The following is a 21,450-nucleotide window of genomic DNA, read 5'->3' as shown; positions in this document are numbered from 1 at the left end:
GGTTGAAGACTCCGTCGACAACGTGTATGGCGCGATGCGCTCGCGGACGTGTCGCTCTCCTACGTGGCACAGCATCCTCCTGGGGCGATAAATGCTGGCGGGCCTCTCAGTGTGACAACGCGAGACGCACCTGAACAGAGCCGTGTGCCGCCGGGAGGAATGCCGCGTACGTCGCCGCCTAACCGAGAGGGCGCACCGCGGCGATCACCTGCCCCGGCGCGATCTGCTCGCCCGGCTTCACGTAGATCTCGACCACCTCACCCGCGACGGGCACGGGCACGCTCGCCTCCATCTTCATCGCCTCGACGACCATCAGCGGATCGTCCTCCGCCAGCCGGGCGCCGAGGTCGGCCACGACCTTCCAGACCGTCGAGGTGAACGGTGCGGTCACCTCGACGCACCCCTGCGGCACCTCGATCTGCGACGGATCGGCGTGGGCGCCGATGCGGTCGCCGATGTCGAACTCGCCGTTCGCCTCCCAGCGTTCGCGCTCTTCGTCGAAGGCCGTCGACTGGCGCTGCCGGAAGGCCGAGATCGACTCCTCGTTGGCACGCAGGAACCGGTCGTACTCCTTGATCGAGAAGGTGCCTTCCTCGGTCTCGAACTCGCCACGGCCGGCGTCGACCTCCGCCCGCAGCTCCAGGAGCTCGTCGGCGGAGACGGGATACCACTCGATCCGGTCGAAGAAACGCAGCGCCCAGGGGTCGTCCTGGAAGAGCCCCCCAGGGCCCACCGAACGCCGGAAGCGGTTGAACACCTGCGTCGTCCGACCGACCAGCTGATAGCCGCCCGGCCCCTCCATGCCGTAGATGCACATGTAGGCGCCACCGATGCCGACCGAGTTCTCCGCCGTCCAGGTGCGCGCAGGGTTGTACTTCGTCGTGACCAGCCGGTGCCGCGGGTCCAGCGGCGTCGAGACCGGAGCGCCCAGATAGACGTCACCCAGACCGAGCACGAGGTACGTCGCGTCGAAGACGGTCCGGTGGACGTCCTCGATCGAGTCGAGCCCGTTGATCCGGCGGATGAACTCGATGTTCCACGGCGCCCACGGCGCGTCGTCGCGTACGCCGGCGGTGTATCGCTCGATCGCCTCACGGGTCGCGGGGTCGTCCCACGACAGCGGCAGCCGCACCCGCCGGGACGGCACGGTCAGCTCGGAGGTCGCGGGCAGGTGCTCCTCGAGCTCACGCAGCAGCCCGGCGACCTGGCCAGCGCGCAGCACGGAGGAGTCGGTGTGCACCTGCAGCGACCTGATCCCGGGGGTGACGTCGATGATCCCCGCCGGCGCGTGCTCGGCGAGCGCCGACTGCAGCGCGTGCACCCGCATCCGAAGACCGAGGTCGAGGGTCATCGGGCCGTATTCGACCAGCACGGAGTTGTCGCCGCTGCGTCGATAGGTGACCTCCGGCCGCGCGCTGGTCTCGGGCATCCTGCCCAGCACACCGTCGTCGCCGTCGCCGCCCGACCCGCGGGCCACCGTAGGGGAAGCACGGTGGTTGACCAGGCCGGCGGCCTTGCTCTCGCGCACCGGCACGAAGCGCACCGTGTCGCCGGGCCGCAGCTGCCCGATCTTCCACAGCTCGCCGCTGGCGACGACCGCCGGGCAGACGAACCCTCCCAGCGACGGTCCGTCCGGGCCGAGGATGATCGGGGTGTCTCCGGTGAAGTCGAGCGACCCCACCGTGTAGGCGGTGTCGTGGATGTTCGAGGGGTGCAGGCCCGCCTCGCCGCCGTCGGCACGAGCCCACGTCGGCCGCGGCCCGATCAGGCGTACGCCGGTGCGCGCCGAGTTGTGGTGCACCTGATAGCTGGCCGCGTAGAGCTGGTCGATGTCCTCGCGCGTGAAGAACTCCGGGGCGGCGTGCGGCCCCTCGGTGACACCGATCTCCCAGGTGCTGGTCAGGGTGAGTCTCCGGGAGACGGGGGTGGCGCCGGGCTCGATCTCCGGGTCGGTCGCGGTGCCGGGCCGGAGCACGTCGCCGCGCTGGAGAGCACGGCCGGCGTGCCCGCCGAAACCACCGAGCGTGAAGGTCGAGGCGCTGCCCAGGTAGTCGGGCACGTCCAGACCGCCCCGCACCGCGACGTAGGTCCGCAGGCCCGGGCCGTCGCAGCGGCCCAGCCTCAGCGTGGCGCCCGCGGGGATCTCGACCGGCTCCCACTGCGGCACCGCGACGTCGTCGACGGTGACCGGCATGGGCGCCCCGGCCACACAGACGACAGCGGCGTCGGAGAAGACCAGGACCGGTCCGCCGGACGTCGCCCGTCCCGTCGACAACGGCACGGTGACCTCGAGGCCCGGGGCGCCGCGACGGTTGCCGACGGCCAGGTTGGCCTCCGCGAAGGAGACCGGGTCGAACGGCCCCGAGGGCGGCACGCCGACCTGCCAGTAGCCCACCCGGCCGGGCAGGTCCTGCACAGTGGTGAGCACGCCCGGGTCGAGCACGTCGATGCGAGCATCCGGGTCGCCGCTCCTGCCGCGGGCGTAGCTCTCCTTGGTGCGCTCGGCCAGCGTCGAGGTCGAGTGGGTGGCCGATCGGAGCTCGGCGTACGCCGTCATCGCGCGCAGCGCGGAGACGTTGGTGACGATGCCGTCGATGTGGGTCTCGCCGAGCGCGTCGGCCAGCGTCGAGAGCGCCTCGTCACGGCTCGCGCCGGTCGCGATCACCTTGGCGAGCAACGGGTCGTAGTGCGGCGAGACCTCGAGGCCCGACTCGATCCAGGAGTCGACGCGGACGTTCGCGGTCTCGGCCGGGAGCACGGCGCGCGTGACCAGACCCGACGAGGGCATCGAGTCCTTGCCCGGGTCCTCGGCGTAGACACGTGCCTCGACGGCGTACGCCTCGGGTGCCGCGCAGCGGCGGAAGAGCTCGTCCGGCAGTGCGTCGACGCCGTCGCGGGCCAGCTGCAGCATGAGCGCGACGATGTCGATGCCCATCACCTGCTCGGTCACGGCGTGCTCGACCTGGAGGCGCGTGTTCACCTCGAGGAACGAGACCTGCTCGCGCGCCGGGTCGTAGACGAACTCCACGGTGCCGGCCGACCGGTACGAGACCGACTTCGCGAGCTGGCGCGCGGAGTCGTGCATGACCGTGCGCACCGCTTCGGGGAGGGCGGGCGCGGGCGCCTCCTCGATCACCTTCTGGTTGCGGCGCTGCAGCGAGCAGTCGCGGTCTCCGAGCACGGCGACCTGCCCCTGGCCGTCGCCGAAGATCTGCACCTCGACGTGGCGGGCGGGCCGCACCAGCCGCTCCAGGAAGACGCCGGCGGTGCCGAAGCTGGTCTGGGCGAGCCGCGAGACCCGCTCGAACGCGACGCGCACGTCGTCCTCCGAGCTGCACGCCGTCATCCCGATGCCGCCACCGCCGCCGGTCGCCTTGACCATCACCGGCAGCCCGATCCGGGCCGCCTCCTCGGCGGCGTCCTCGGGGCCGGCGAGCAGGCCGGAGCCGGCGAGCATCGGCACCCCGGCGATCTCGGCGAGCCTGCGGGCCGAGTGCTTCTCGCCGAAGGCGCTGATCTGGTCGGCGGTCGGCCCGACGAAGCGCAGACCCGCTGCCTCCACATCCCTGGCGAAGGCAGCGCTCTCGGAGAGGAAGCCGTAGCCGGGATGGATCAGCCCCGCGCCGGTGCGCAGGGCTGCTGCGATGATCAGGTCTCCGCGGAGGTAGGAGTCGCGTGCGGGCGCGGAGCCCAGACAGACCGACTCGTCGGCCTCGCGCACGTGTGGAGCCGCTCGGTCGGCCTCGGAGAAGACCGCGACCGTACGCAGCCCGAGCTCGTGCGCCGAGCGCATCACTCGACGGGCGATCTCCCCCCGGTTGGCGACAAGAACAGTGCCAAGAGATGCACCAAGCGTCATGCGTCGCCCTCGTAGTCGACGTCGTCCGCGGGCTCGGTGACGACCATCCGCAGCGGCGTCGGGTTGAACGCGTTGCAGGGGTTGTTCATCTGCGGGCAGTTCGAGATCAGCACGAGCGTGTCGGTCTCGGCGCGCAGCGCGACCCGCTTGCCGGGCGCGGACATCCCGTCGACGATGCCGAGCGCGCCGTCCTCCTCGATGGGCACGTTCATGAACCAGTTGATGTTGGACACGACGTCACGCATGCCGAGACCGTGCTCGGCGCCCTCGGTCAGGAAGTTCTCCCGGCAGCCGTGGTGATACATCACGTGGTGTCCGTAGCGCAGCGTGTTCGACTCGCGCGAGCACGCACCACCGATCGTGTCCTGCCGGTCGATCTCGTTGCCGACGACCGTCATCAGCGGGCGACCGAGGTTGCTGCGCAGCACCGTCCCGGTGCGGATGTAGGCGTTGTTCTGCCAGGCGAGCGTGTCCGGCGCGCTGTAGCGCTCGTCGGTGTCGCCGGCGTTGTAGAGCAGGCAGTCGCCCGACTGGTTGCCCCCGACATCGACGATCGTCAGCACCTGCCCGGCACGCACCACACCCGACCACGACGCGCGCGGCGCCACCTGCTCGTCCAGCACGACAGCACCCGGCACCAGCGGACCCGACCAGTCGAGCGGACTGCCTTCGGTATAGGAGGCGCCGACAGGGACGCTGGAGATCAGCTGCCCGTCCGGGGTCAGATGGGTGGTCAACGGGACAGGAATGGTCGTCACAGGCCTCATCACCGGGTTGTCGATCGTGGTTGTCACAGGCCCCGAGCCTCCGCATAGTCGAGTGTGTTCAGATACGCCCGCTGGATCTCGGGAGAGGCGCCGAAGCGCTCGTCTCCCGGACCGGTGGGAGTCGTTGACGGCGTACGCCACGCGTGCACGCGCAGCGGCCCGACGATGTATTCCGGTCGCGGGTCGCGGGGGTGCGGGACGTTGGCGATCAGCACGATGAGCGGGATCTCGGCGACGAGGTCGACCGCGGTGCCGGCCCCTGACGAGCCGAGCCAGTCGAAGCTCCCGTCGGCGGTGACGCGCACTCCTTGGAAGAACGAGACCGACGGCGGCACGTCGGCCGGGCCGAGCCCGTGCTTGGCGGCCGCCTTCACGAAGAGATCACGGCCGGCGGGAGCGGGGCCCTCGGGCAGCGCGGTGCCGTAGCGCAGGGCGTTCCAGGCGCCGGTGCTGGTGCCGCAGAAGGCGTCGTGGCGGCCAGAGCTGTCGGTGAGCATCGTGGCGAGCACCCGTCCGTCGCCGGAGAGCAGTGGGTGGCCGGGGCCGAGATAGGCCTGCCACGGGATCTTCTGGGTGTCGGCGACGTTGAGCCGCTCGGTCGGTTCGAGCGCGTTGTAGACCAGCGTGTGGGCACAGGCCTCGCCGGTCGGGTCCTCGAGACGGATCCGCGTGCCTCGGGCGACGACCTTGTGCGTGTAGTTGCCGGGCGCGACCGTCTCGGCCCAGGTCAGGCTGTCGGGGTCGACGTCGCTCGGGCAGAACGGGCTCGCCGAGGCCGGCAGGTAGGGCATCCAGTCGCTGACCTGTCCCCCTTGCGCACGAGCGTCTTCTCGTGCGTTCAGCACGGTGTCGGTGCTGTGGTTTGCAGCTGGCGCCACCCGGTTCCTCCTCGAGCATGATGTAACTGTCAACTGACAGGTAAGCATGTCGGTCAAGGGCATTGGCGGCAAACCATGACTGTTAAGAACCTGTATCCGAAACGTGGGGTCGGATACGGAAAAATTCGTCCCTGTCGGTCGATCGATTCTTATCGTTTTCCGCGCGCACTGGCTAGGGGTGAAAGGCCATTTCGTGCCAATTTCACGCTCACGGTTCCGCCTGACGGATCGGACGGGGTTGCCGTGCTCGCCGCCCGGCCGGGCCATCTTCTGTCACAGGACAGGTAACAGAAGATGGCGATATCAGACACCATTCCGAAGACCCACCGGAACCGTGCCGAAGAGTGGACCGATACCCCCGGAGGATCCGATCATCGGCTGACATCGACCCATGACAGTGGGACGCTGACCCCCGACCAGCAGGCCGCACGAGGTGACCACACGCCGAGGCCCGGCTCCTCAGCGAGGGTTCATCGGGGCGATCGCTTCGACCCCCAGGGCACCACGTTTCCGGAGACGAAGGTCCGCGATGCGGACTGATCGCGCTGCATCGGCACGCCGATCATCCCGACGAGCTCGCCCAGGTCGTCGATGGTCGGACCGCTCCAGTCCGGATCGCGGCCGGCCGCCGGCGCCTGGAACCGGACGGCTCGCATCCCGACCGCCTCGGCACCGCTCAGCTCATGATCCATCCCGTCGCCGACGTAGACGCAGTCGTTGGTGCTCACCTCGAGGGCGGCCGCGGCGACGAGATAGGCGCCCGAGTCGGGCTTGCGCACCCCGGTCTGGCAGGAGAACGAGACACCGTCGAGATGCTCGGCGAGCGGGCTCTGCGGCCAGATCGCGATCGTCTCGGCGGAGCAGTCGGCCACCACGCCGAGTCTGAAGCCCCGCTTGCGCAGCGCCTTCAGCGCCGGCAGCGCCCAGGTCGCGCCGTGCAGCGAGAGCGAGTAGTCGAGACGGCGCCTGATCGCGCTCTCCACCTGCGACTCGGTGGGCGAGCCGCCCACCTGACGGGCCAGATAACGCACGGTGTGGTGCATTTCGGCCATCAGGCCGCGTACGCGCTCGTCGAACGTCTCGGAGACGACGGTCGCGAACGCGTCGGGATCGACCCCGAGGTCTGCACCCATCGCCCTGGCCACGGCATCGTGCTCGGCCGGGTGTCCGCTCGGGACGAGAGTGTCGTGCAGGTCGAAGAGGACTGCGCGCACGCCTCCCTCGTCCATGACCTCAGCCTAGCCACGTTCGAATCCGTCCCGGGGGACTTCGCCACCATCGCAGCCGTGCGGCGGCCGAACCCGACGCAAACCCTCGGTCACGCCCGGCCGTGATGAGTCCGAAAGACGTCGGCCGGGTCGACGGCGCGCTTGATCGCGGCGAGGCGCTCGAGATCGACCGGCCGATAGCCGGCACCGAGCCGAGCCGCGCTCACCTCCGGACCGGAGAGGAAGTTGACCGCCGGCCCGCCGGTGGCCCACGGCTCCATGCTCGTCACCAGCCGGTCGAGGTCTGCGGTGAGGCTCGCCGCTGCCTCGCCGTCCGCGACGCCGCCCGCATAGATCACGTAGTCACCGTCGCGCCTGCCGAGCGCGCTCGGCATCGCACCAGGACGCGCGAACGCACCGCCCATGTGGCGCACCTCCACCAGGAAACGAGCCGAGTCGGCCTCGGCCACGATCTCGGCGGCGGTGTCCTGGTCGAACGAGTGCAACATCGCGTTGCGGGCATGGAACGCCGCCGGGGCCGTCGGCTCGGCGTGGATGGTGCCGATCCGCGAGTAGGGCATCTCGGTGACGCTGTCGGTGACCGGTCCGAGCTCGCGGAGCGGAGCGATCTGCCGCTCCCCGTCGGCAGCCTGGCCGGTGAACGCGACGCGCACATGGATGACGCGCTTCCCGCGGATCGGCTCGGGCAGGACAGGCAGGTCGGGCATCTGGATCAGCAGCACCGACGTACCCATGGTCTCGGGGGTGGTCCGCGTCCAGGCTCCCCAGGTCGTGAGCACTCGCTCGGCCTCGGCAGGATCGGTGGCATCGAAGTGCAGGCCGCCGCCGTACAGCCGGGCGATCGGGTGCAGGTCGATCTCGAGGGCCACCACGACTCCGAGGTTGCCCTTGCCGCCACCGCGCAGCGCCCAGAAGAGCTCGGGCTCCGAGGTCGCCGTGACATGACGCAGCTGCCCGTCGGCTGTCACGATGTCCAGGCTGCGTACGTGGTCGACGGCCCAGCCGAGCTGGCGACCGAGCACGCCGATGCCGCCACCGAGGTGGTAGGACACCACTCCTACCTCGGGCGAGGAGCCGTTCACCGGCGCGAGACCGTGCTCGGCCGCGGCGCGCACGAGCGCCCCACCGCGCACGCCGGCCTCGACCTTCGCCGTGCGTGTGGCCGGGTCGATGGTGACGCCGTCCATCCGCGAGGTGTTGATCAGCACCTGGCCGTCGGCAGGCACCGATACGCCGTGGCCCGTCGCCTGGACGGCCACGCCGAGTCCGCGCCCGGTGGCGTAGCGGACCGCGTCGACCACGGCGGCGGCCGACGTCGCCACGACGACGACCTCGGGCTTGTGGTCGACGGACAGGTTGTAGCCGGTGCGCTCGGTGTCGTAGCTGGAATCATGCGGGAAGAGGTAATCAGTCATGGTTCGAGGATCTCGGTTCTGACCTGGGCGAACAATGACGCTTCGTGCATCGACTGATAATGTGAGAGTTATGGAACGGCGCGAGATCGAGATCTTCTTGACTCTCGCCGAAGAGCTCCACTTCGGTCGCACCGCCGAGCGCCTGCTGGTCTCGCAGGCCCGGGTGAGCCAGACGATCAAGAAGCTGGAGCGCCGCTTCGGGGTGTCCCTGTTCGACCGCACCAGCCGACGTGTCGCGATCACCCCGGTCGGCGCGGCCCTCTACGCAGACCTCCGCGCCGGCCACGACCGCATCGAGCGCGGGATCGCCGCCGCGACGGCAGCCGGGAAGGGTGTCACCGGCACTCTCTCGGTGGGTCTCGAGGCACCCGCGGTGGCCGAGCTCGCCGCCCCGGTGTTCGCCCGCTTCCGCCGGCGCAACCCCGGCACCGAGGTGGTCTTCCGTGAGACCGGGTTCGTCGATCCGCTCGATCTGCTGCGTGCCGGCGAGGTCGACGTCACCATCACCAACGGCCCGGTCGAGGCCGACGGGTTCGACGAAGGACCGGTCGTGCTCGAGGAGCCGGTCGTGCTGGCCGTCGCCCGAGACCATCCTCTGGCCGGCCGGTCCACGGTGACGCTCGACGACCTCGACCACCTGGACGGCGAGGCGGTCTTCCGGGCCGGCAGGCGAGCGGCGCCCTACCGGAGAGAGCCCGAGCCCGAGGTCGCGACCCTGCTCGACCTGATGGCACGAGTCGCCGCCGGCGAAGGAGTCTGCCCGTTGGCCGCACACGCGGCCGACTACTTCGCCCGGCCCACGTTGGCCATGGTGCCGTTCGAGCCCGGGCTTCCCCCGGTGCGATGGGTGCTGTGCTGGCGCACCGGCGCGCGCACCGCCAAGGTCGCTGCCCTCGCCGAGGCGACGGCGACCGGCTGAGCTCGACCGGACGTCGGCATCAGCCATGCCTCAGCGACCGTCGAGCGCCTCGACCCGTCGGTTCAGGTAGCGCTGCTCCGGCACGCTCTGAGTCAGCCGGGCCGCGAGCACGTAGTGCTCCCGAGCTCCCACGACGTCGCCGGACTGCTCGAGCAGGTGCGCCAGCACGGCATGTGCCCGGTGGTGGCGCTGCATCGCCGGGTGCTCCAACAGGTCGCGTACGATCTCGATCCCGTGCTCGGGGCCGAGGCTCATCGCCACCGCCACCGCGCGGTTGAGCGTGACCGCGGGCGATGGCGCCACCTGGGCGAGCATCCCGTAGAGCAGGTTGATCTGGAGCCAGTCGGTGGCGGCGTACGACTCGGCCTCGGCATGGACGGCCGCGATCGCCGCCTGCAGCTGGTAGCGGCCGACCGGCCCCTCCGGCAGTACGTCCTCGAGCAGCGCGACACCTTCGCCGACCAGGTCGCGGTCCCACTGGGTGCGGTCCTGGTCGGCGAGCGGGATCAGGTCGCCGAGATGGTCGACCCGCCCGGCCGAGCGGGCCTGGGTGAGCAGCATGAGCGCGAGCAGGCCGGTGGCCTCGTCGTGCTCAGGGAGCACACCACGCACGATCCGGGTCAGCCGCACGGCCTCCTCGGTGAGCTCGACACCCTGGAGGTCGGGGCCGCTGGTGCGGGTGTGTCCCTCGTTGAAGATCAGATGACACACGTCGAGCACGGACGCGATCCGCTCCGGCAGCTCGTCAGGTGCCGGAGAGCAGAACAGCTCGTTCTTCAAAGTCGATCGGGCTCGGCTGATCCGTTGGCCCATCGTCGCCTCCGGCACCAGATAGGCGGCGGCGATCTCCGAGGTCGTCAGGCCACCCACGCACCGCAGCGTGATCGCCACCTGAGAGGGACGGCGCAACGCGGGATGGGCGCACATCATCATCAGCCGCAGCGAGTCGTCGTAGGCCGAGGCGATCTCCACCGCCGCCGGTTCGGGCTCGTCGAGCCGCCGGGCGATCCCGTCGGCGACCTCGCGACGGGTGCGCGACGCGTCGGCCCGCAGCTGGTCGATCAGGCGACGATGCGCCACCCGGATCAGCCAGGCTCGCGGGTTGGCCGGCACCCCGTCGTACGACCATCGCTGGCTGGCGGCGATCAGCGCCTCCTGCGCGGCGTCCTCGCAGTCGGGGAGGTCGGAGTGGACCCGCAGCAGGGCGCCGAGGACGTGGGCGGACTCCTGCCGCCACACGTCCTCGACTCCCGTCACCGTCATGTCAGTAGGTTGCCACCGGCCGCAGCTCGACCGTCTCACCGGGTCCGGCGAAGCTGCGCACCACCTCTTCGGCCCGCTCCTGCGACTCGACGTCGATCAGGAAGAAGCCGGCCAAGTGCTCTTTGGCCTCGGAGTAGGGGCCGTCGGTGACGACCGGTTCGCCGGCATCCCAGCGATAGAGCTTCGCGGAGACGGGGTCCGCGAGGGCCTGGCCGCCGAGCAGCTCGCCGTTGGCCGAGAGCTCCTCCATCACCGCCTCCCACGCACCCATCAGCTCGTCCTGAGTGGCCTGCGGGAGCGACTTCACCTCGGGGATGAAGTCACCGGTCGGGTGGCCCCACGGTTGCGGGTTGGAGTGGATGAGGATGACGTACTTCATGGCTCTTCCCTTTCATCGGCGCCGGTCGCGGGCGCCATCCGTAGGCGTGCTTACGGGGGATACGTCGGAGCCGATCGGCGTCGTTCTACATCGTCCCAGAAGCGGCTCGGGAAGTCGCTGGATCGGCCAACCTCAGGCGACGTCCTCCTGCCCGGTGTCCGCGTGGGCCGGATAGTCGATGAACCCGCTGTCCCCGCCGGCGTAGTAGGTCGCCACGTCCGCCTCCGCGAGCGGGAGCCCGAGCCGCAGCCGCTCGACGAGATCGGGGTTGGCCAGGTAGGGCCGCCCGAAGCTGATCAGGTCTGCGCCCAGCCCGAGCCAGTGGTCGGCCGAGGCCAGGTCGGTGGAGCTCGCACCGAACACGGAGTCGCCGCGGGTCAGCCAGGAGCTCGGGTTGATGATCAGCGTCTGCCCCCACCGGCGACGCAGGTCGAGCAGGATCTCCTCCTCGGCGGAGGCGACGAGGTGGACGTACGCGAGGTCGAGGCGGCCGAGCTCGTCGAGCAGTGCACCGTAGAGCTCCGGCATCTCGTCCTCGACGATGTCGCCCAGCCCGGCACCGGGTGAGAGCCGGATGCCGACCCGGCCGGCGCCCACGGCATCGACCGTCGCCGCAGCCGCCTCGACGGCGAAGCGGATCCGGTTGGCGATCGTGCCGCCGTAGCGGTCGGTGCGCAGGTTGGCGTTGGAGGAGAGGAACTGGTTGATGAGGTAGCCGTTGGCGCCGTGCAGCTCGACGCCGTCGAAGCCGGCGTCCACCGCGCGACGTGAAGCGGCCGCGTACGCCTCGGCCTGCTCGGTCACCTCGCCGGCCGCGAGCTCGCGCGGCTCGGGTGCCGGCACGAAGCCGGCCGCGGTGAAGACCTGCGAGTCCGCAGCGACCACCGAGGGCCCGACCGGCCGCAGGCCCGTGGTGGTCTCGTGACCCATCCGGCCGCCGTGCATGATCTGGGCGAAGATCCGCCCGCCGCCCGCGTGCACGGCGTCGGTCACCTGACGCCACGACTCGGCCTCGGCGTCGTTCCGCAGGCCGGCGATGCCGGCGCTGGCGGTGCCGACCAGGTTGGGCGGGATCCCGTCGCTGATCAGCAGACCAGCGCTCGCGCGCTGGGCGAAGTACGTCGCCATGGACTCGGTCGCCAGGCCGTCGGCGGTGCCACGAGCCCGCGTCATCGGCGCCATCACCACCCGGTTGGGCAGGGTCAGGTCGCCGATCCGGTGGCTCTCGAAGAGGTTGGACACGCTGTTCTCCTTGGTTGAGGTCTCGTCGACTACGCTAGAACCTGACACTGACGTCAGAGGCAAGTCTTGTGGGCGAGGTCACAGGCCCGCTCACACGTCTGCTCGCCACGAAACGGAGGCACGGATGCGGATCGGAGAGCTCGCCGCGCGAGCGGGCGTGAGCGTGCGCTCGCTGCGCTACTACGAGGAGCAGGGGCTGCTGCACAGCGAGCGCAGCCCGAGCGGCCAACGTCACTATCGCGACGAGGCGGTCGACCGCGTCATCTTCGTGCAGCGCCTCTACGCCGGCGGCCTCTCCAGCCGCACCATCGCCGAGGTGCTCCCCTGCGTCGACACCCCGAGCGCCGAGGCGGCCGACGCCGCCTTCGACCGGATGCTCATCGAGCGCGAGCGCCTCAGCGCCCACATCGAGGAGCTGCTCCGCACCCGCGACTCCCTCGACGAGCTCATCGAGCTCAACCGTGGCTACCGGGCGACCGCCTGATCGAACAACAACGTGCGACTGGCGCCGCGGCTGTGGGATCGTGACCCGTTGTGGATCCGGGTGCCTTCGAAGCTGTTGACGACCGTCTGACCTCCACCCTCGACGACCTGCTCGGCCAGGCGTCGCTCGATCCCGGGATCGTCGTCGACGCCCTCTTCAACCGGCTGGTGACGGCGATCCTGAGCGTGCCCGAGCCTGCGGCCGACGCTGTGCTCGCCGCGCTGCCGCCGTCGCATCACCCAGCCGTCTTCCGCTCGGTGGCCTCCACCGGCGAGCACGCGCTCGAGCGGTCCTGGGCCGACCGGATCGTGCACTCCTCCGATCCCGTCGGGACGTTCGCCCACTTTCCCTATCGCGAGAACTATCGGCTCCTCGTCGAGATGGAGCTGGAGGCCGTACGCCGCGAGGGCACGGAGGCTCGACACGTCCTGCTCCTCGGCTCGGGTCCGCTCCCCCTGACCGCCCTCTGCCTGGCAGAGCACGGGATCACCGTGCACTGCGTCGATCACGACGCCGAGGCGATCCGGCTCTCGTCGGCCGCGTTCGGTCGCCTGGGCGCCGTCGGGGTGACCTTCGAGCACGCCGACGCCGCGGCCGCCACACCGCCGCGACCCGTCGACGTCGTGCTCCTCGCCGGCCTGGTCGGCGTCGACGATGCGGCCAAGGCGGCCGTGCTCGGCGGTGCCGTCACCCACCTCGCGCCGGGCGGCCTCGTGCTGGCGCGGAGCGCCCGGGGGCTGCGTACGCTGCTCTATCCGCCGGTCGGTCCGGCCGCGTTCGCCGGCTTGAGGGTCGTCGCCGAAGCGATCCCTGAGATCGACGCGCCGGGCACCGACGTCATCAACAGCGCCATCCTCGCCCGGCCGAGTGCCTAACGAGCGAGCACGGGGTCGATGATCTCGGCCTTGAGCTGGGCGGCCCGCTCGATCCGCTCGGCGCCGGTGGCGCCGAGGTTGCGGGTCGGCAGGATGTATTCGTCGAAGCCGGCCTCGACGTAGCGCCCGATCAGGTCCTGCAATTCGTCCACCGACCCGGTCTGGGTCATCGCCGGCACGGCCGGGTTGGCGCCGTCGAGGTCGAGGTGGAGGTTGGTGGTCGTGCGCATCGTGCCAGGATCACGGCCCACCTGCTCGCACGCCTCGAGCAGCTTGGCCCGCACGGCACCGGCCTTCTCCGGCGTGCCCCAGGTGTTCCACTCGTCGGCGTGCTGAGCGACGACGCGGAGCATCCTCGGCCCCTTGGCGCCGACGAGGATCGGGAGCGGCGACGCCACCGGCTTGGGCTCGCAGGGCGCGTCGGCCACCTGGAAGTAGGTGCCCTCGAAGGTCGTGCGCGGCTTGTCGAGCAGCGACCGGGTGACCTCGATGGCCTCCTCGAAGCGATCGACGAGCACCTTGGCCGGGGGCAGCTCGATGCCGTAGGCGTTGTGCTCGTTGATCTGCCAGCCGGCGCCCAGGCCGAGCACGAACCGCCCGCGGGCGATGTGGTCGATCGTCGCCGCCCGGTTCGCGAGCAGCGCCGGGTGGTGGATCGTCGTCGGCGAGACGAGGGGCCCGATGCGTACGTTCTGGGTCGTCGCGGCCAGCGCGGGCAGGATTCCCCAGACCTCGTGCATCGGCCCGTCGTCGACCTCGTCGGTGCCGGTGTTGGGCATGTAGTGGTCGGCGACCCACACGCCGAACCAGCCGGCCTGGTCAGCCGCCTGCGCCTCGGCAAGGATGTCGGCAGTGGGGAAGACGAGGTTGGGCCACAGCGAGATCTTCACCCGGCCAATCTACCCACGCCCGAAACTTCCCTCGAAACATTTCTCGTCGGGTTGTCGATCCCGCGCACGCCTCGTTCGACCAAGGGGTGAACGGGCCGGCAAAGCGGCCCGACCGACACAGGAGCAACCGATATGCCGAAGTACATGCTGATCTGGCGCACCATCGACGAGGAGAAGCAGAACGCCGCGATGGCCGACATCCCCTTCGAGCAGATGCTCGAGACGATGGGCAAGCTCAACGACGAGCTCATCAAGTCGGGCGTCGTGCTCGCCATGGAGGGCCTCGACCCCGAGGAACACACGGTCGTCACCTACGCCGACGGCGAGCAGCCGGTCGTCACCGACGGCCCCTACGGCGAGACCAAGGAGCTGTTCGGGGGCTTCTACCTGCTCTCGGTCGCCTCGAAGCAGGAGGCCGTCGAGTGGGCCAAGCGGTTGACCTACTTCCCCGGCAGCGCCGTCGAGGTGCGCCGGGTGCCGACGATCGACGAGTTCCCGCAGGACAACCCGTGGATCCAGAAGGAGCTCGAGTGGCGCACCAAGAACGGTCAGCTCTGACCGGCGCCCGAGCCGGTCGAGACTCCGGTCGAGGAGACACCGATGAGTGACGCGACGCGCGCCGTCGAGGCGATCTGGCGGATCGAGTCCGCCCGCATCGTCGGCGCGCTCGCGCGCTTCACCGGCGACTTCGCCCTCGCCGAGGACGCCGCCCAGGAGGCCCTCGCCGAGGCGCTGGTCTCCTGGCCCGAGCACGGTCGGCCGGCCAACCCGACCGGCTGGCTGATGACCACCGCCAAGCGGCGTGCCATCGACACCATCCGGCGTGCGGGGGTCCAGCGGGAGAAGTACGCGGCCATCGCCCACGACCAGGACGAGGCGTACGACGACGACGTGGATGTCGAGCGGATCGACGACGACATCCTGGCTCTGATGTTCGTCTCCTGCCACCCCGTGCTGTCGAAAGAGGCGCGGGTGGCGCTCACGCTCAGGGTCGTCGGCGGTCTCAGCAGCGAGGAGATCGCGCGCGCTTTCCTGGTGCCGGTGGCGACGATCCAGGCGCGGATCACCCGCGCGAAGAAGACGATCGCAGCCGCGCAGGTGCCCTTCGAGGCACCGCCCCCGGACGAGCGCCGAGAGCGGCTCCCCGGCGTGCTCAGCGTGCTCTACCTGATCTTCACCGAGGGCTCCACCGCGACGTCGGGCGACGAGCTGATCCGCACCGACCTCGCGCGTGAGGCGCGCAGACTGACGCGGGTGCTGATCGGCGTCCTGCCCGAGGAGCCGGAGGCGTACGGCCTGCTGGCGCTCATGGAGCTGACCGCCTCTCGCTTCCCCGCACGCATCGACGCGAGCGGCGATCCCATCCTCCTCGAGGATCAGGACCGCACCCGTTGGGACCGGGGCGCGATCAAGCGGGGCATGGCTGCCCTCGAGCAGGCGACCCCGCGCGGGCTGGGCCCCTACGGGCTGCAGGCCGCCATCGCCGGCACCCATGCGGTCGCCGAGTCGGTCGAGCAGACCGACTGGGAGCGGATCATCGTGCTCTACGAGGCGCTGGGCCGCATCGCACCGAACCCGATCGTCGACCTCAACCGAGCCGTCGCCGTGGCGATGGCTCACGGCCCGCTGCCCGCGCTGGAGCTCGTCGATCGGCTCGCCGACGACAAGCGGCTCGACCACACCCACCTCCTCCCGACCGTACGCGGCGAGCTGCTGCGTCGTCTCGGGCGCAGTGCCGAGGCGCGCAAGGAGCTCGAGCGGGCCGCGGAGATGTGCACCAACGACCGCGAGCGAGTCGTACTCAGACAAAAGATCGCGGAGCTCACCTAAAACGGGGTATACCTGTGCCCCATGTCACATGCAAGCAGAACGGCGCCGTCCGGCACTCCCCGCTGGCGCATCCTGGGGCCCGGCCTCGTGGTCGCCGCGACCGGCGTCGGCGCGGCCGACCTGGTCGCCACGCTGATCGCAGGCAGCAAGTACGGCTATGCCCTGCTGTGGGCCGTGGTCATCGGCTGCGCGCTGAAGGTCGTGCTGGTCGAGGGCGCGGGGCGCTACAGCCTCGCGACCGGCGAGACGATCTTCCAGGGCTGGCGGCGTCTGGGCATCTGGACGACGATCTACTTCGGCCCCTACATCGTCATCTGGGGCTTCATCTACGGCGCCGCCGCCATGGCCGGCACCGGTCTCTCGCTGGCGGCGCTGTTCTCGTTCGCGTCGGTGAAGTTCTGGGGCATCCTGTCCGGGCTGATCGGGCTCGCCATCGTGTGGGCCGGCCGCTATGGCCTCTTCGAGAAGTTCCTCGCCGTTCTGGTGGGCATCATGTTCGTGACGATGGTCGCTGCCGCGCTCGTGACGCTGCCCAACCTTCCCGACCTCCTCAAGGGCCTGGTGCCGACCATCCCCGAGGGCTCTCTGGTCAACATCCTCTCGGTCGCCGGCGGCGTCGGCGGCACGATCACCCTCGCTGCCTACGGCTACTGGCTGCGCGAGAAGGGCTGGCACACCCCACAGTTCATGCGCGTGATGCGGATCGACAACACCACCGCGTACGTCGTCACCGGCATCTTCGTGATCGCGACCCTCATCGTCGGCGCCGAGCTGCTCTACTCGGCCAACATCGCCATCGGCACCGGCGACAAGGGGATGCTCGACCTGTCCAACGTGCTCGCCGATCGCTACGGCAACTGGTTCGGCAAGCTCTTCCTGATCGGCTTCTGGGCCGCCGCGATGTCGTCGCTGGTCGGTGTCTGGAACGGTGTCAGCCTGATGTTCGCCGACTTCGTCGGCACCCTGCGTGGTCGTGCCGACGAGCCCGAGGCCAAGTCCGGCGGCATCTGGTACCGGTCCTACATCCTCTGGCTCACCTTCCCCCCGATGCTCTGGCTGCTGCTGGCCGACGAGCCCGCCTGGCTGATCCTCATCTACGGAGTGCTGGGGGCCTTCTTCATGCCGTTCCTGGCGGTCACCCTGCTCTGGCTCCTCAACACGAGCCACACCCCGGCGGAGTGGCGCAACAAGTGGGTCTCCAACATCGGCCTGATCGTCTGCGCCCTGCTCTTCGCCTGGCTCGCGTTCGACCAGGTGCGCACGTCGATCACGGACCTGTTCGGCTGAGGCTCGAGCGACGGCGGATCGGCCGGGACCTACGCCTGGGCCTTGCCGATCCGCCAGTAGCCGACGAACGTGATCCGCGACTTCGGCACCCCGGCCGCGACCAGATGGCGGCGCCCCTCCGCGGGGATCGTGCGCTCGCCGACAAGGTAGGCCGACAGCGTCGCCGGCTCCTCGGGCGTGAACGACCTCAGCTCCGCGAGCGCCAGCGCACCCGGCTGACCGGCCGCGGCCCCCTCCGCTGAGCGCGACAGCCATCGCACCTCGACGCCGTCGGGCCCAGAGACATCCTGTACGTCGGCCAGGTCGGGAATCTCCATGATGGCCAGCCCTCGCGCGTGAGGCGGGAGGTCGCGGAGGATCCCGAGGATCGCCGGAAGGGCCGACTCGTCGCCGACCAGCAGGTGGAAGGTCGCATCCGGGGCGAGATCGAACCCCTTGCCCTGGTCCATCAGCACGACCCGGTCACCGGGCTGCGCCCTGCCGGCCCACGGGCCGGCGATCCCGAGGTCGCCGTGGACGACGAAGTCGACGTCGATCTCGCCCAGATCCGGCCGGTGCTCACGCACCGTGTAGTTGCGCAGCGGCGGCCGGTCGCCGTGCGTCATGAACTTGAGATAGTCGATCATCCCGAGCTTCTCGGGCACCACAGCGAAGTTGGTGTCCTCGCCACCCGGTCGCGGGAGGAAGAGCCGGAACCACTGATCGAAGCCGCGCTGTGGGAACTGGCCGACGTCACCTCCCCCGAAGGTGACCCGCACCATGTGCGGCGTCACCTGCTTCGTACGCACGACCTCTGCTGCGTACGCGCCCTTCAGCTTCCGGCCGTCATCGAACCCCATACCCGCTCCCATCGAAAGTTAGGGTTACCTTACTCGGCGAGGGGTCAGGTGGGCCAAAGTCGGTTGACTGGTCCCTCGGCCAGGTAAAGGGTGGACGCCATGTCCGCAGAGGAGCTTCCGGGCTGGAAGCGCAACGCAGTGATCTTCCTGGCAGGGCAGACGGTCTCGCTGCTGGGATCGATGCTGGTGATGTTCGCCGTCATGTGGCACCTCACCATCGAGACGCAGTCCGGATCCGTGCTGATGCTGAGCCTCGTCTTCGGCATGCTCCCGCAGGCGTTCATGTCGATCTTCGGCGGCGTCTGGGCAGATCGACACCACCGCAAGTTCCTGATCATGGGAGCGGACACCACGATCGCCGTGGCGACCCTGATCCTGGCCGGCTTGATGGCGAGCGGCATCGACGATCTCTGGATCATCTATCTGGCCCTGGCTGTCCGGTCCGTCTTCGCGGGCATCCAGATGCCGGCGGTGACCGCGATGATCCCGCAGATCGTGCCGACGTCGCAGCTCCTCCGGATCAACGGAGCGTTCCAGACCATCCAGTCCGCGATGGCACTCCTCGCGCCCGCCGTGGCCGCGGTCATCTACGCCAGCATGGACATCGTGGCCGTGTTCTTCGTCGACGCCGCCACCGCACTGATCGGCGTGGGTCTCCTCGCGCTGGTGCCGGTCGCGCGCCTGGTGCGCCCCGACCAGGGTCAGGCGTCCTACTTCGGAGACCTGCGCGCGGGCCTGAGGTACGTCGCCGGCCATGCGCACGTCCGCTGGGTGCTCATCCTCTTCACCCTTGTGATGGTGATGGTCGGAGCACCCTCCTACCTGACCCCGCTCATGGTCACGCGCACCTTCGGCGACGAGGTCTGGAAGCTCACCGCCAACGAGCTCTTCTGGGGGTTCGGGATGCTGGCCGGCGGGGCCGCGATGGCGACGTTCGGACCTCGGATCACGCACCGGATGCGGCTGATGGTGGGAGCGGTCGTCCTCATCGGCCTGCTCGTCGTCGGGCTCGGCATCTCGACGAACATGTGGCTCTTCTTCGTCATCGGCCTGCTCATCGGTCTGTCCTTCTCGGCCCTGAGCGCACCCGCGATGACGATCTTGCAGGAGCGCGTCGAGCCCGAGATGCAGGGCCGGGTCTTCGGGATCGTAGGCATCGTCATGTCCGTCGCGATGCCGATGTCGATGGTGGTCTTCGGTCCCTTGGCCGACCAGTTCTCCGTGGAGACTCTCCTCGTCGCCGCCGGGATGCTGCTGTTCATCGTGGTGGCCGGCATCTTGGCCATCCCCGGTGCACGTCGTTCCCTCGCCGAGGTCGATCTTCCGGTCGCGGATCAGGACGCCTCCTCACCAATCACGCCCGATGACGAGGCTGCGTAACGGTTCACAAATGACAGCTGCCCGGCACCGAGAGGCACCGGGCAGCTGGAGAAGCTCTGGATCAGCGGCTGGTGGCCAGCTTGATGGCCACACCGAGACCCGCGGCGATGACGGCAGCGATGAGCAGCTTCTTGACCATGGGAACTCCTAGTACGTGATGATGATTGGGACTGCAACTATGACATTGCACCCCGGGTTCCCGGTTACGTCAACCGGGCGTGCCGTGAAGAGGCCGCCACATTGTCTGTAAATGGCAGCAGGGCCACCCCCGAAGGGGTGGCCCTGCGCAAAGATATGTCCGGCGGCGTCCTACTCTCCCACAGCCTCTCGGTTGCAGTACCATCGGCGCTGAAGGGCTTGACTTCCGGGTTCGGGATGGGACCGGGTATTTCCCCTTCGCTATGGCCGCCGTAACTCTAGAGATCACCTCATGGGGTGACCAAACCTGTGTTACAACAGTTGGTTGTGGACGCGAGACATTAACGGTCTTCGTTTGTTGTTTTTGTTGAGGGTTTATGAAAGATAAGCCCTCGGCCTATTAGTACCGGTCGGCTAGGCATCTCTGCTGTACACCTCCGGCCTATCAACCCCATAGTCTGTAGGGGGCCTTAACCCATAAAGGGTGGGAAACCTCATCTTGAAACGTGCTTCCCGCTTAGATGCGTTCAGCGGTTATCACTTCCGAACGTAGCCAACCAGCCATGCACCTGGCGGTACAACTGGCACACCAGAGGTTCGTCCATCCCGGTCCTCTCGTACTAGGGACAGGTTTTCTCAAGTTTCCTACGCGCGCGGCGGATAGGGACCGAACTGTCTCACGACGTTCTAAACCCAGCTCGCGTGCCGCTTTAATGGGCGAACAGCCCAACCCTTGGGACCTACTCCAGCCCCAGGATGCGACGAGCCGACATCGAGGTGCCAAACCATCCCGTCGATATGGACTCTTGGGGAAGATCAGCCTGTTATCCCCGGGGTACCTTTTATCCGTTGAGTGACCACGCTTCCACATGCCGTGGCCAGATCACTAGTTCCGACTTTCGTCCCTGCTCGACATGTCTGTCTCACAGTCAAGCTCCCTTGTGCACTTACACTCGCCACCTGATTGCCAACCAGGCTGAGGGAACCTTTGAGCGCCTCCGTTACACTTTAGGAGGCAACCGCCCCAGTTAAACTACCCATCAGGCACTGTCCCTGAACCAGATCATGGTCCGAAGTTAGACATCTAGTACGACCAGAGTGGTATTTCAACGTTGACTCCACACACACTGGCGTGTGCGCTTCACAGTCTCCCACCTATCCTACACAAGCCGAACCAAACACCAATACCAAACTATAGTAAAGGTCCCGGGGTCTTTCCGTCCTGCCGCGCGTAACGAGCATCTTTACTCGTAGTGCAATTTCGCCGAGTCCACGGTTGAGACAGCGCCCAAGTCGTTACTCCATTCGTGCAGGTCGGAACTTACCCGACAAGGAATTTCGCTACCTTAGGATGGTTATAGTTACCACCGCCGTTTACTGGGGCTTAAATTCTGAGCTTCGCACAAGTGCTAACCCGTCCTCTTAACCTTCCAGCACCGGGCAGGAGTCAGTCCGTATACATCGTCTTACAACTTCGCACGGACCTGTGTTTTTAGTAAACAGTCGCTTGGGCCTGGTCTCTGCGGCCATCACCGCTTCCCCACGCTAGGTGGTTCACGGATCCGGCCCCCCTTCTCCCGAAGTTACGGGGGCATTTTGCCGAGTTCCTTAACCATGGTTTGCTCGATCGCCTTGGTATTCTCTACCTGATCACCTGAGTCGGTTTGGGGTACGGGCGGCTCATGACTCGCTAGAGGTTTTTCTCGACAGCATAGGATCATCGACTTCACCAAACGGCTCCCCATCACATCTCAGACATACAGAGCCCGGATTTGC

General features: G+C 68.6%; 17 protein-coding genes and 2 rRNA genes (1 of these 19 only partly in view). 7 read left to right on the top strand and 12 right to left on the bottom strand.

Going from position 1 to position 21,450, the window contains the following annotated elements; all coding sequences use genetic code 11:
- Nucleotides 1-178: 178 nt before the first annotated feature.
- From uca to FB381_RS01460, 5 genes are all read right to left on the bottom strand, one after another.
- Nucleotides 179-3,859, bottom strand: a complete 3,681-nt coding sequence (gene uca / locus FB381_RS01480; protein WP_141778646.1) for an urea carboxylase — start codon at nucleotides 3,857-3,859, stop codon at nucleotides 179-181.
- Nucleotides 3,856-4,626, bottom strand: a complete 771-nt coding sequence (locus FB381_RS01475) for an urea amidolyase associated protein UAAP2 (RefSeq protein WP_141782549.1) — start codon at nucleotides 4,624-4,626, stop codon at nucleotides 3,856-3,858. Before FB381_RS01475 ends, uca begins: the two co-directional genes overlap by 4 nt.
- A 23-nt stretch (nucleotides 4,627-4,649) precedes the next feature.
- On the bottom strand, nucleotides 4,650-5,504 hold the full coding sequence (locus FB381_RS01470) for an urea amidolyase associated protein UAAP1 (protein WP_141778645.1): 855 nt from the start codon (nucleotides 5,502-5,504) through the stop codon (nucleotides 4,650-4,652).
- Nucleotides 5,505-5,974: 470 nt separating this feature from the next.
- Nucleotides 5,975-6,733: an HAD family hydrolase gene (locus tag FB381_RS01465; RefSeq protein WP_141778644.1), complete on the bottom strand. Its 759-nt coding sequence runs from the start codon at nucleotides 6,731-6,733 to the stop codon at nucleotides 5,975-5,977.
- A gap of 89 nt (nucleotides 6,734-6,822) precedes the next feature.
- Nucleotides 6,823-8,148: an FAD-binding oxidoreductase gene (locus FB381_RS01460; protein WP_141778643.1), complete on the bottom strand. Its 1,326-nt coding sequence runs from the start codon at nucleotides 8,146-8,148 to the stop codon at nucleotides 6,823-6,825.
- Between the two features lie 70 nt (nucleotides 8,149-8,218).
- Between FB381_RS01460 and FB381_RS01455 the strand changes: the two genes are divergently transcribed.
- Nucleotides 8,219-9,067 carry a LysR family transcriptional regulator gene (locus FB381_RS01455; RefSeq protein WP_141778642.1) on the top strand — a complete coding sequence of 283 codons (849 nt, stop codon included), beginning with the start codon at nucleotides 8,219-8,221 and terminating at the stop codon, nucleotides 9,065-9,067.
- A gap of 30 nt (nucleotides 9,068-9,097) precedes the next feature.
- Here FB381_RS01455 and FB381_RS01450 read toward each other — a convergent pair whose 3' ends face one another.
- The 3 genes from FB381_RS01450 to FB381_RS01440 form a co-directional block, all read right to left on the bottom strand.
- The gene (locus tag FB381_RS01450) at nucleotides 9,098-10,330 is read right to left on the bottom strand and encodes an RNA polymerase sigma factor (protein ID WP_141778641.1); all 1,233 of its coding nucleotides are present in this window, start codon (nucleotides 10,328-10,330) and stop codon (nucleotides 9,098-9,100) included.
- Between the two features lies 1 nt (nucleotide 10,331).
- The gene (locus FB381_RS01445; protein WP_141778640.1) at nucleotides 10,332-10,709 is read right to left on the bottom strand and encodes a YciI family protein; all 378 of its coding nucleotides are present in this window, start codon (nucleotides 10,707-10,709) and stop codon (nucleotides 10,332-10,334) included.
- Nucleotides 10,710-10,841: 132 nt separating this feature from the next.
- Nucleotides 10,842-11,951, bottom strand: a complete 1,110-nt coding sequence (locus FB381_RS01440) for an alkene reductase (protein WP_141778639.1) — start codon at nucleotides 11,949-11,951, stop codon at nucleotides 10,842-10,844.
- Nucleotides 11,952-12,075: 124 nt separating this feature from the next.
- Here FB381_RS01440 and FB381_RS01435 point away from each other — a divergent pair, with 124 nt between their 5' ends.
- Entirely contained in the window at nucleotides 12,076-12,435 is a 360-nt protein-coding gene (locus tag FB381_RS01435) for a MerR family transcriptional regulator (RefSeq protein ID WP_141778638.1), read from the top strand.
- A gap of 50 nt (nucleotides 12,436-12,485) precedes the next feature.
- Nucleotides 12,486-13,310: a nicotianamine synthase family protein gene (locus FB381_RS01430; protein ID WP_141778637.1), complete on the top strand. Its 825-nt coding sequence runs from the start codon at nucleotides 12,486-12,488 to the stop codon at nucleotides 13,308-13,310.
- Here the strand turns inward: FB381_RS01430 and FB381_RS01425 are convergent.
- Complete coding sequence (locus FB381_RS01425; protein WP_141778636.1) at nucleotides 13,307-14,200, bottom strand: LLM class flavin-dependent oxidoreductase; 894 nt, start codon at nucleotides 14,198-14,200, stop codon at nucleotides 13,307-13,309. The genes FB381_RS01430 and FB381_RS01425 overlap by 4 nt on opposite strands.
- Nucleotides 14,201-14,332: 132 nt before the next feature.
- Between FB381_RS01425 and FB381_RS01420 the strand changes: the two genes are divergently transcribed.
- The 3 genes from FB381_RS01420 to FB381_RS01410 are packed head-to-tail and all read left to right on the top strand — an operon-like array spanning nucleotide 14,333 to nucleotide 17,317.
- Nucleotides 14,333-14,758: a YciI family protein gene (locus tag FB381_RS01420; RefSeq protein WP_141778635.1), complete on the top strand. Its 426-nt coding sequence runs from the start codon at nucleotides 14,333-14,335 to the stop codon at nucleotides 14,756-14,758.
- Nucleotides 14,759-14,800: 42 nt separating this feature from the next.
- A complete protein-coding gene (locus FB381_RS01415) occupies nucleotides 14,801-16,030 on the top strand; it encodes an RNA polymerase sigma factor (RefSeq protein ID WP_141778634.1) in 1,230 nt (409 codons plus the stop codon).
- A 21-nt stretch (nucleotides 16,031-16,051) separates the two neighbouring features.
- Nucleotides 16,052-17,317 (top strand): Nramp family divalent metal transporter, encoded by a 1,266-nt coding sequence (locus tag FB381_RS01410; protein ID WP_141778633.1) that lies wholly within the window; start codon nucleotides 16,052-16,054, stop codon nucleotides 17,315-17,317.
- A 29-nt stretch (nucleotides 17,318-17,346) separates the two neighbouring features.
- On the opposite strand, the gene FB381_RS01405 is transcribed toward FB381_RS01410, so the two are convergent.
- Nucleotides 17,347-18,156, bottom strand: a complete 810-nt coding sequence (locus FB381_RS01405) for a siderophore-interacting protein (RefSeq protein WP_141778632.1) — start codon at nucleotides 18,154-18,156, stop codon at nucleotides 17,347-17,349.
- Nucleotides 18,157-18,255: 99 nt separating this feature from the next.
- Here FB381_RS01405 and FB381_RS01400 point away from each other — a divergent pair, with 99 nt between their 5' ends.
- Complete coding sequence (locus tag FB381_RS01400; RefSeq protein WP_141778631.1) at nucleotides 18,256-19,536, top strand: MFS transporter; 1,281 nt, start codon at nucleotides 18,256-18,258, stop codon at nucleotides 19,534-19,536.
- A 296-nt stretch (nucleotides 19,537-19,832) separates the two neighbouring features.
- Here FB381_RS01400 and rrf read toward each other — a convergent pair.
- Nucleotides 19,833-19,949: ribosomal RNA gene (rrf, locus tag FB381_RS01395) — 5S ribosomal RNA — on the bottom strand.
- Between the two features lie 105 nt (nucleotides 19,950-20,054).
- A 23S ribosomal RNA gene (locus FB381_RS01390) occupies nucleotides 20,055-21,450 on the bottom strand (it continues 1,695 nt past the right edge of the window).

Source organism: Nocardioides albertanoniae (genome assembly GCF_006716315.1).
Lineage (GTDB): Bacteria > Actinomycetota > Actinomycetes > Propionibacteriales > Nocardioidaceae > Nocardioides > Nocardioides albertanoniae.
The sequence above is the reverse complement of the archived record's forward strand: the minus strand, read 5'-3'. Positions and strand labels throughout refer to the sequence as shown.

Excerpts from the sequence above, each read along its gene's own strand:
- uca (WP_141778646.1), bottom strand. The coding sequence starts at position 3,859 with ATGACGCTTGGTGCATCTCTTGGCACTGTTCTTGTCGCCAACCGGGGG.
- FB381_RS01475 (WP_141782549.1), bottom strand. The coding sequence starts at position 4,626 with ATGAGGCCTGTGACGACCATTCCTGTCCCGTTGACCACCCATCTGACC.
- FB381_RS01465 (WP_141778644.1), bottom strand. The coding sequence starts at position 6,733 with ATGGACGAGGGAGGCGTGCGCGCAGTCCTCTTCGACCTGCACGACACT.
- FB381_RS01460 (WP_141778643.1), bottom strand. The coding sequence starts at position 8,148 with ATGACTGATTACCTCTTCCCGCATGATTCCAGCTACGACACCGAGCGC.
- FB381_RS01455 (WP_141778642.1), top strand. The coding sequence starts at position 8,219 with ATGGAACGGCGCGAGATCGAGATCTTCTTGACTCTCGCCGAAGAGCTC.
- FB381_RS01450 (WP_141778641.1), bottom strand. The coding sequence starts at position 10,330 with ATGACGGTGACGGGAGTCGAGGACGTGTGGCGGCAGGAGTCCGCCCAC.
- FB381_RS01445 (WP_141778640.1), bottom strand. The coding sequence starts at position 10,709 with ATGAAGTACGTCATCCTCATCCACTCCAACCCGCAACCGTGGGGCCAC.
- FB381_RS01435 (WP_141778638.1), top strand. The coding sequence starts at position 12,076 with ATGCGGATCGGAGAGCTCGCCGCGCGAGCGGGCGTGAGCGTGCGCTCG.
- FB381_RS01420 (WP_141778635.1), top strand. The coding sequence starts at position 14,333 with ATGCCGAAGTACATGCTGATCTGGCGCACCATCGACGAGGAGAAGCAG.
- FB381_RS01415 (WP_141778634.1), top strand. The coding sequence starts at position 14,801 with ATGAGTGACGCGACGCGCGCCGTCGAGGCGATCTGGCGGATCGAGTCC.
- FB381_RS01410 (WP_141778633.1), top strand. The coding sequence starts at position 16,052 with ATGTCACATGCAAGCAGAACGGCGCCGTCCGGCACTCCCCGCTGGCGC.
- FB381_RS01405 (WP_141778632.1), bottom strand. The coding sequence starts at position 18,156 with ATGGGGTTCGATGACGGCCGGAAGCTGAAGGGCGCGTACGCAGCAGAG.
- FB381_RS01400 (WP_141778631.1), top strand. The coding sequence starts at position 18,256 with ATGTCCGCAGAGGAGCTTCCGGGCTGGAAGCGCAACGCAGTGATCTTC.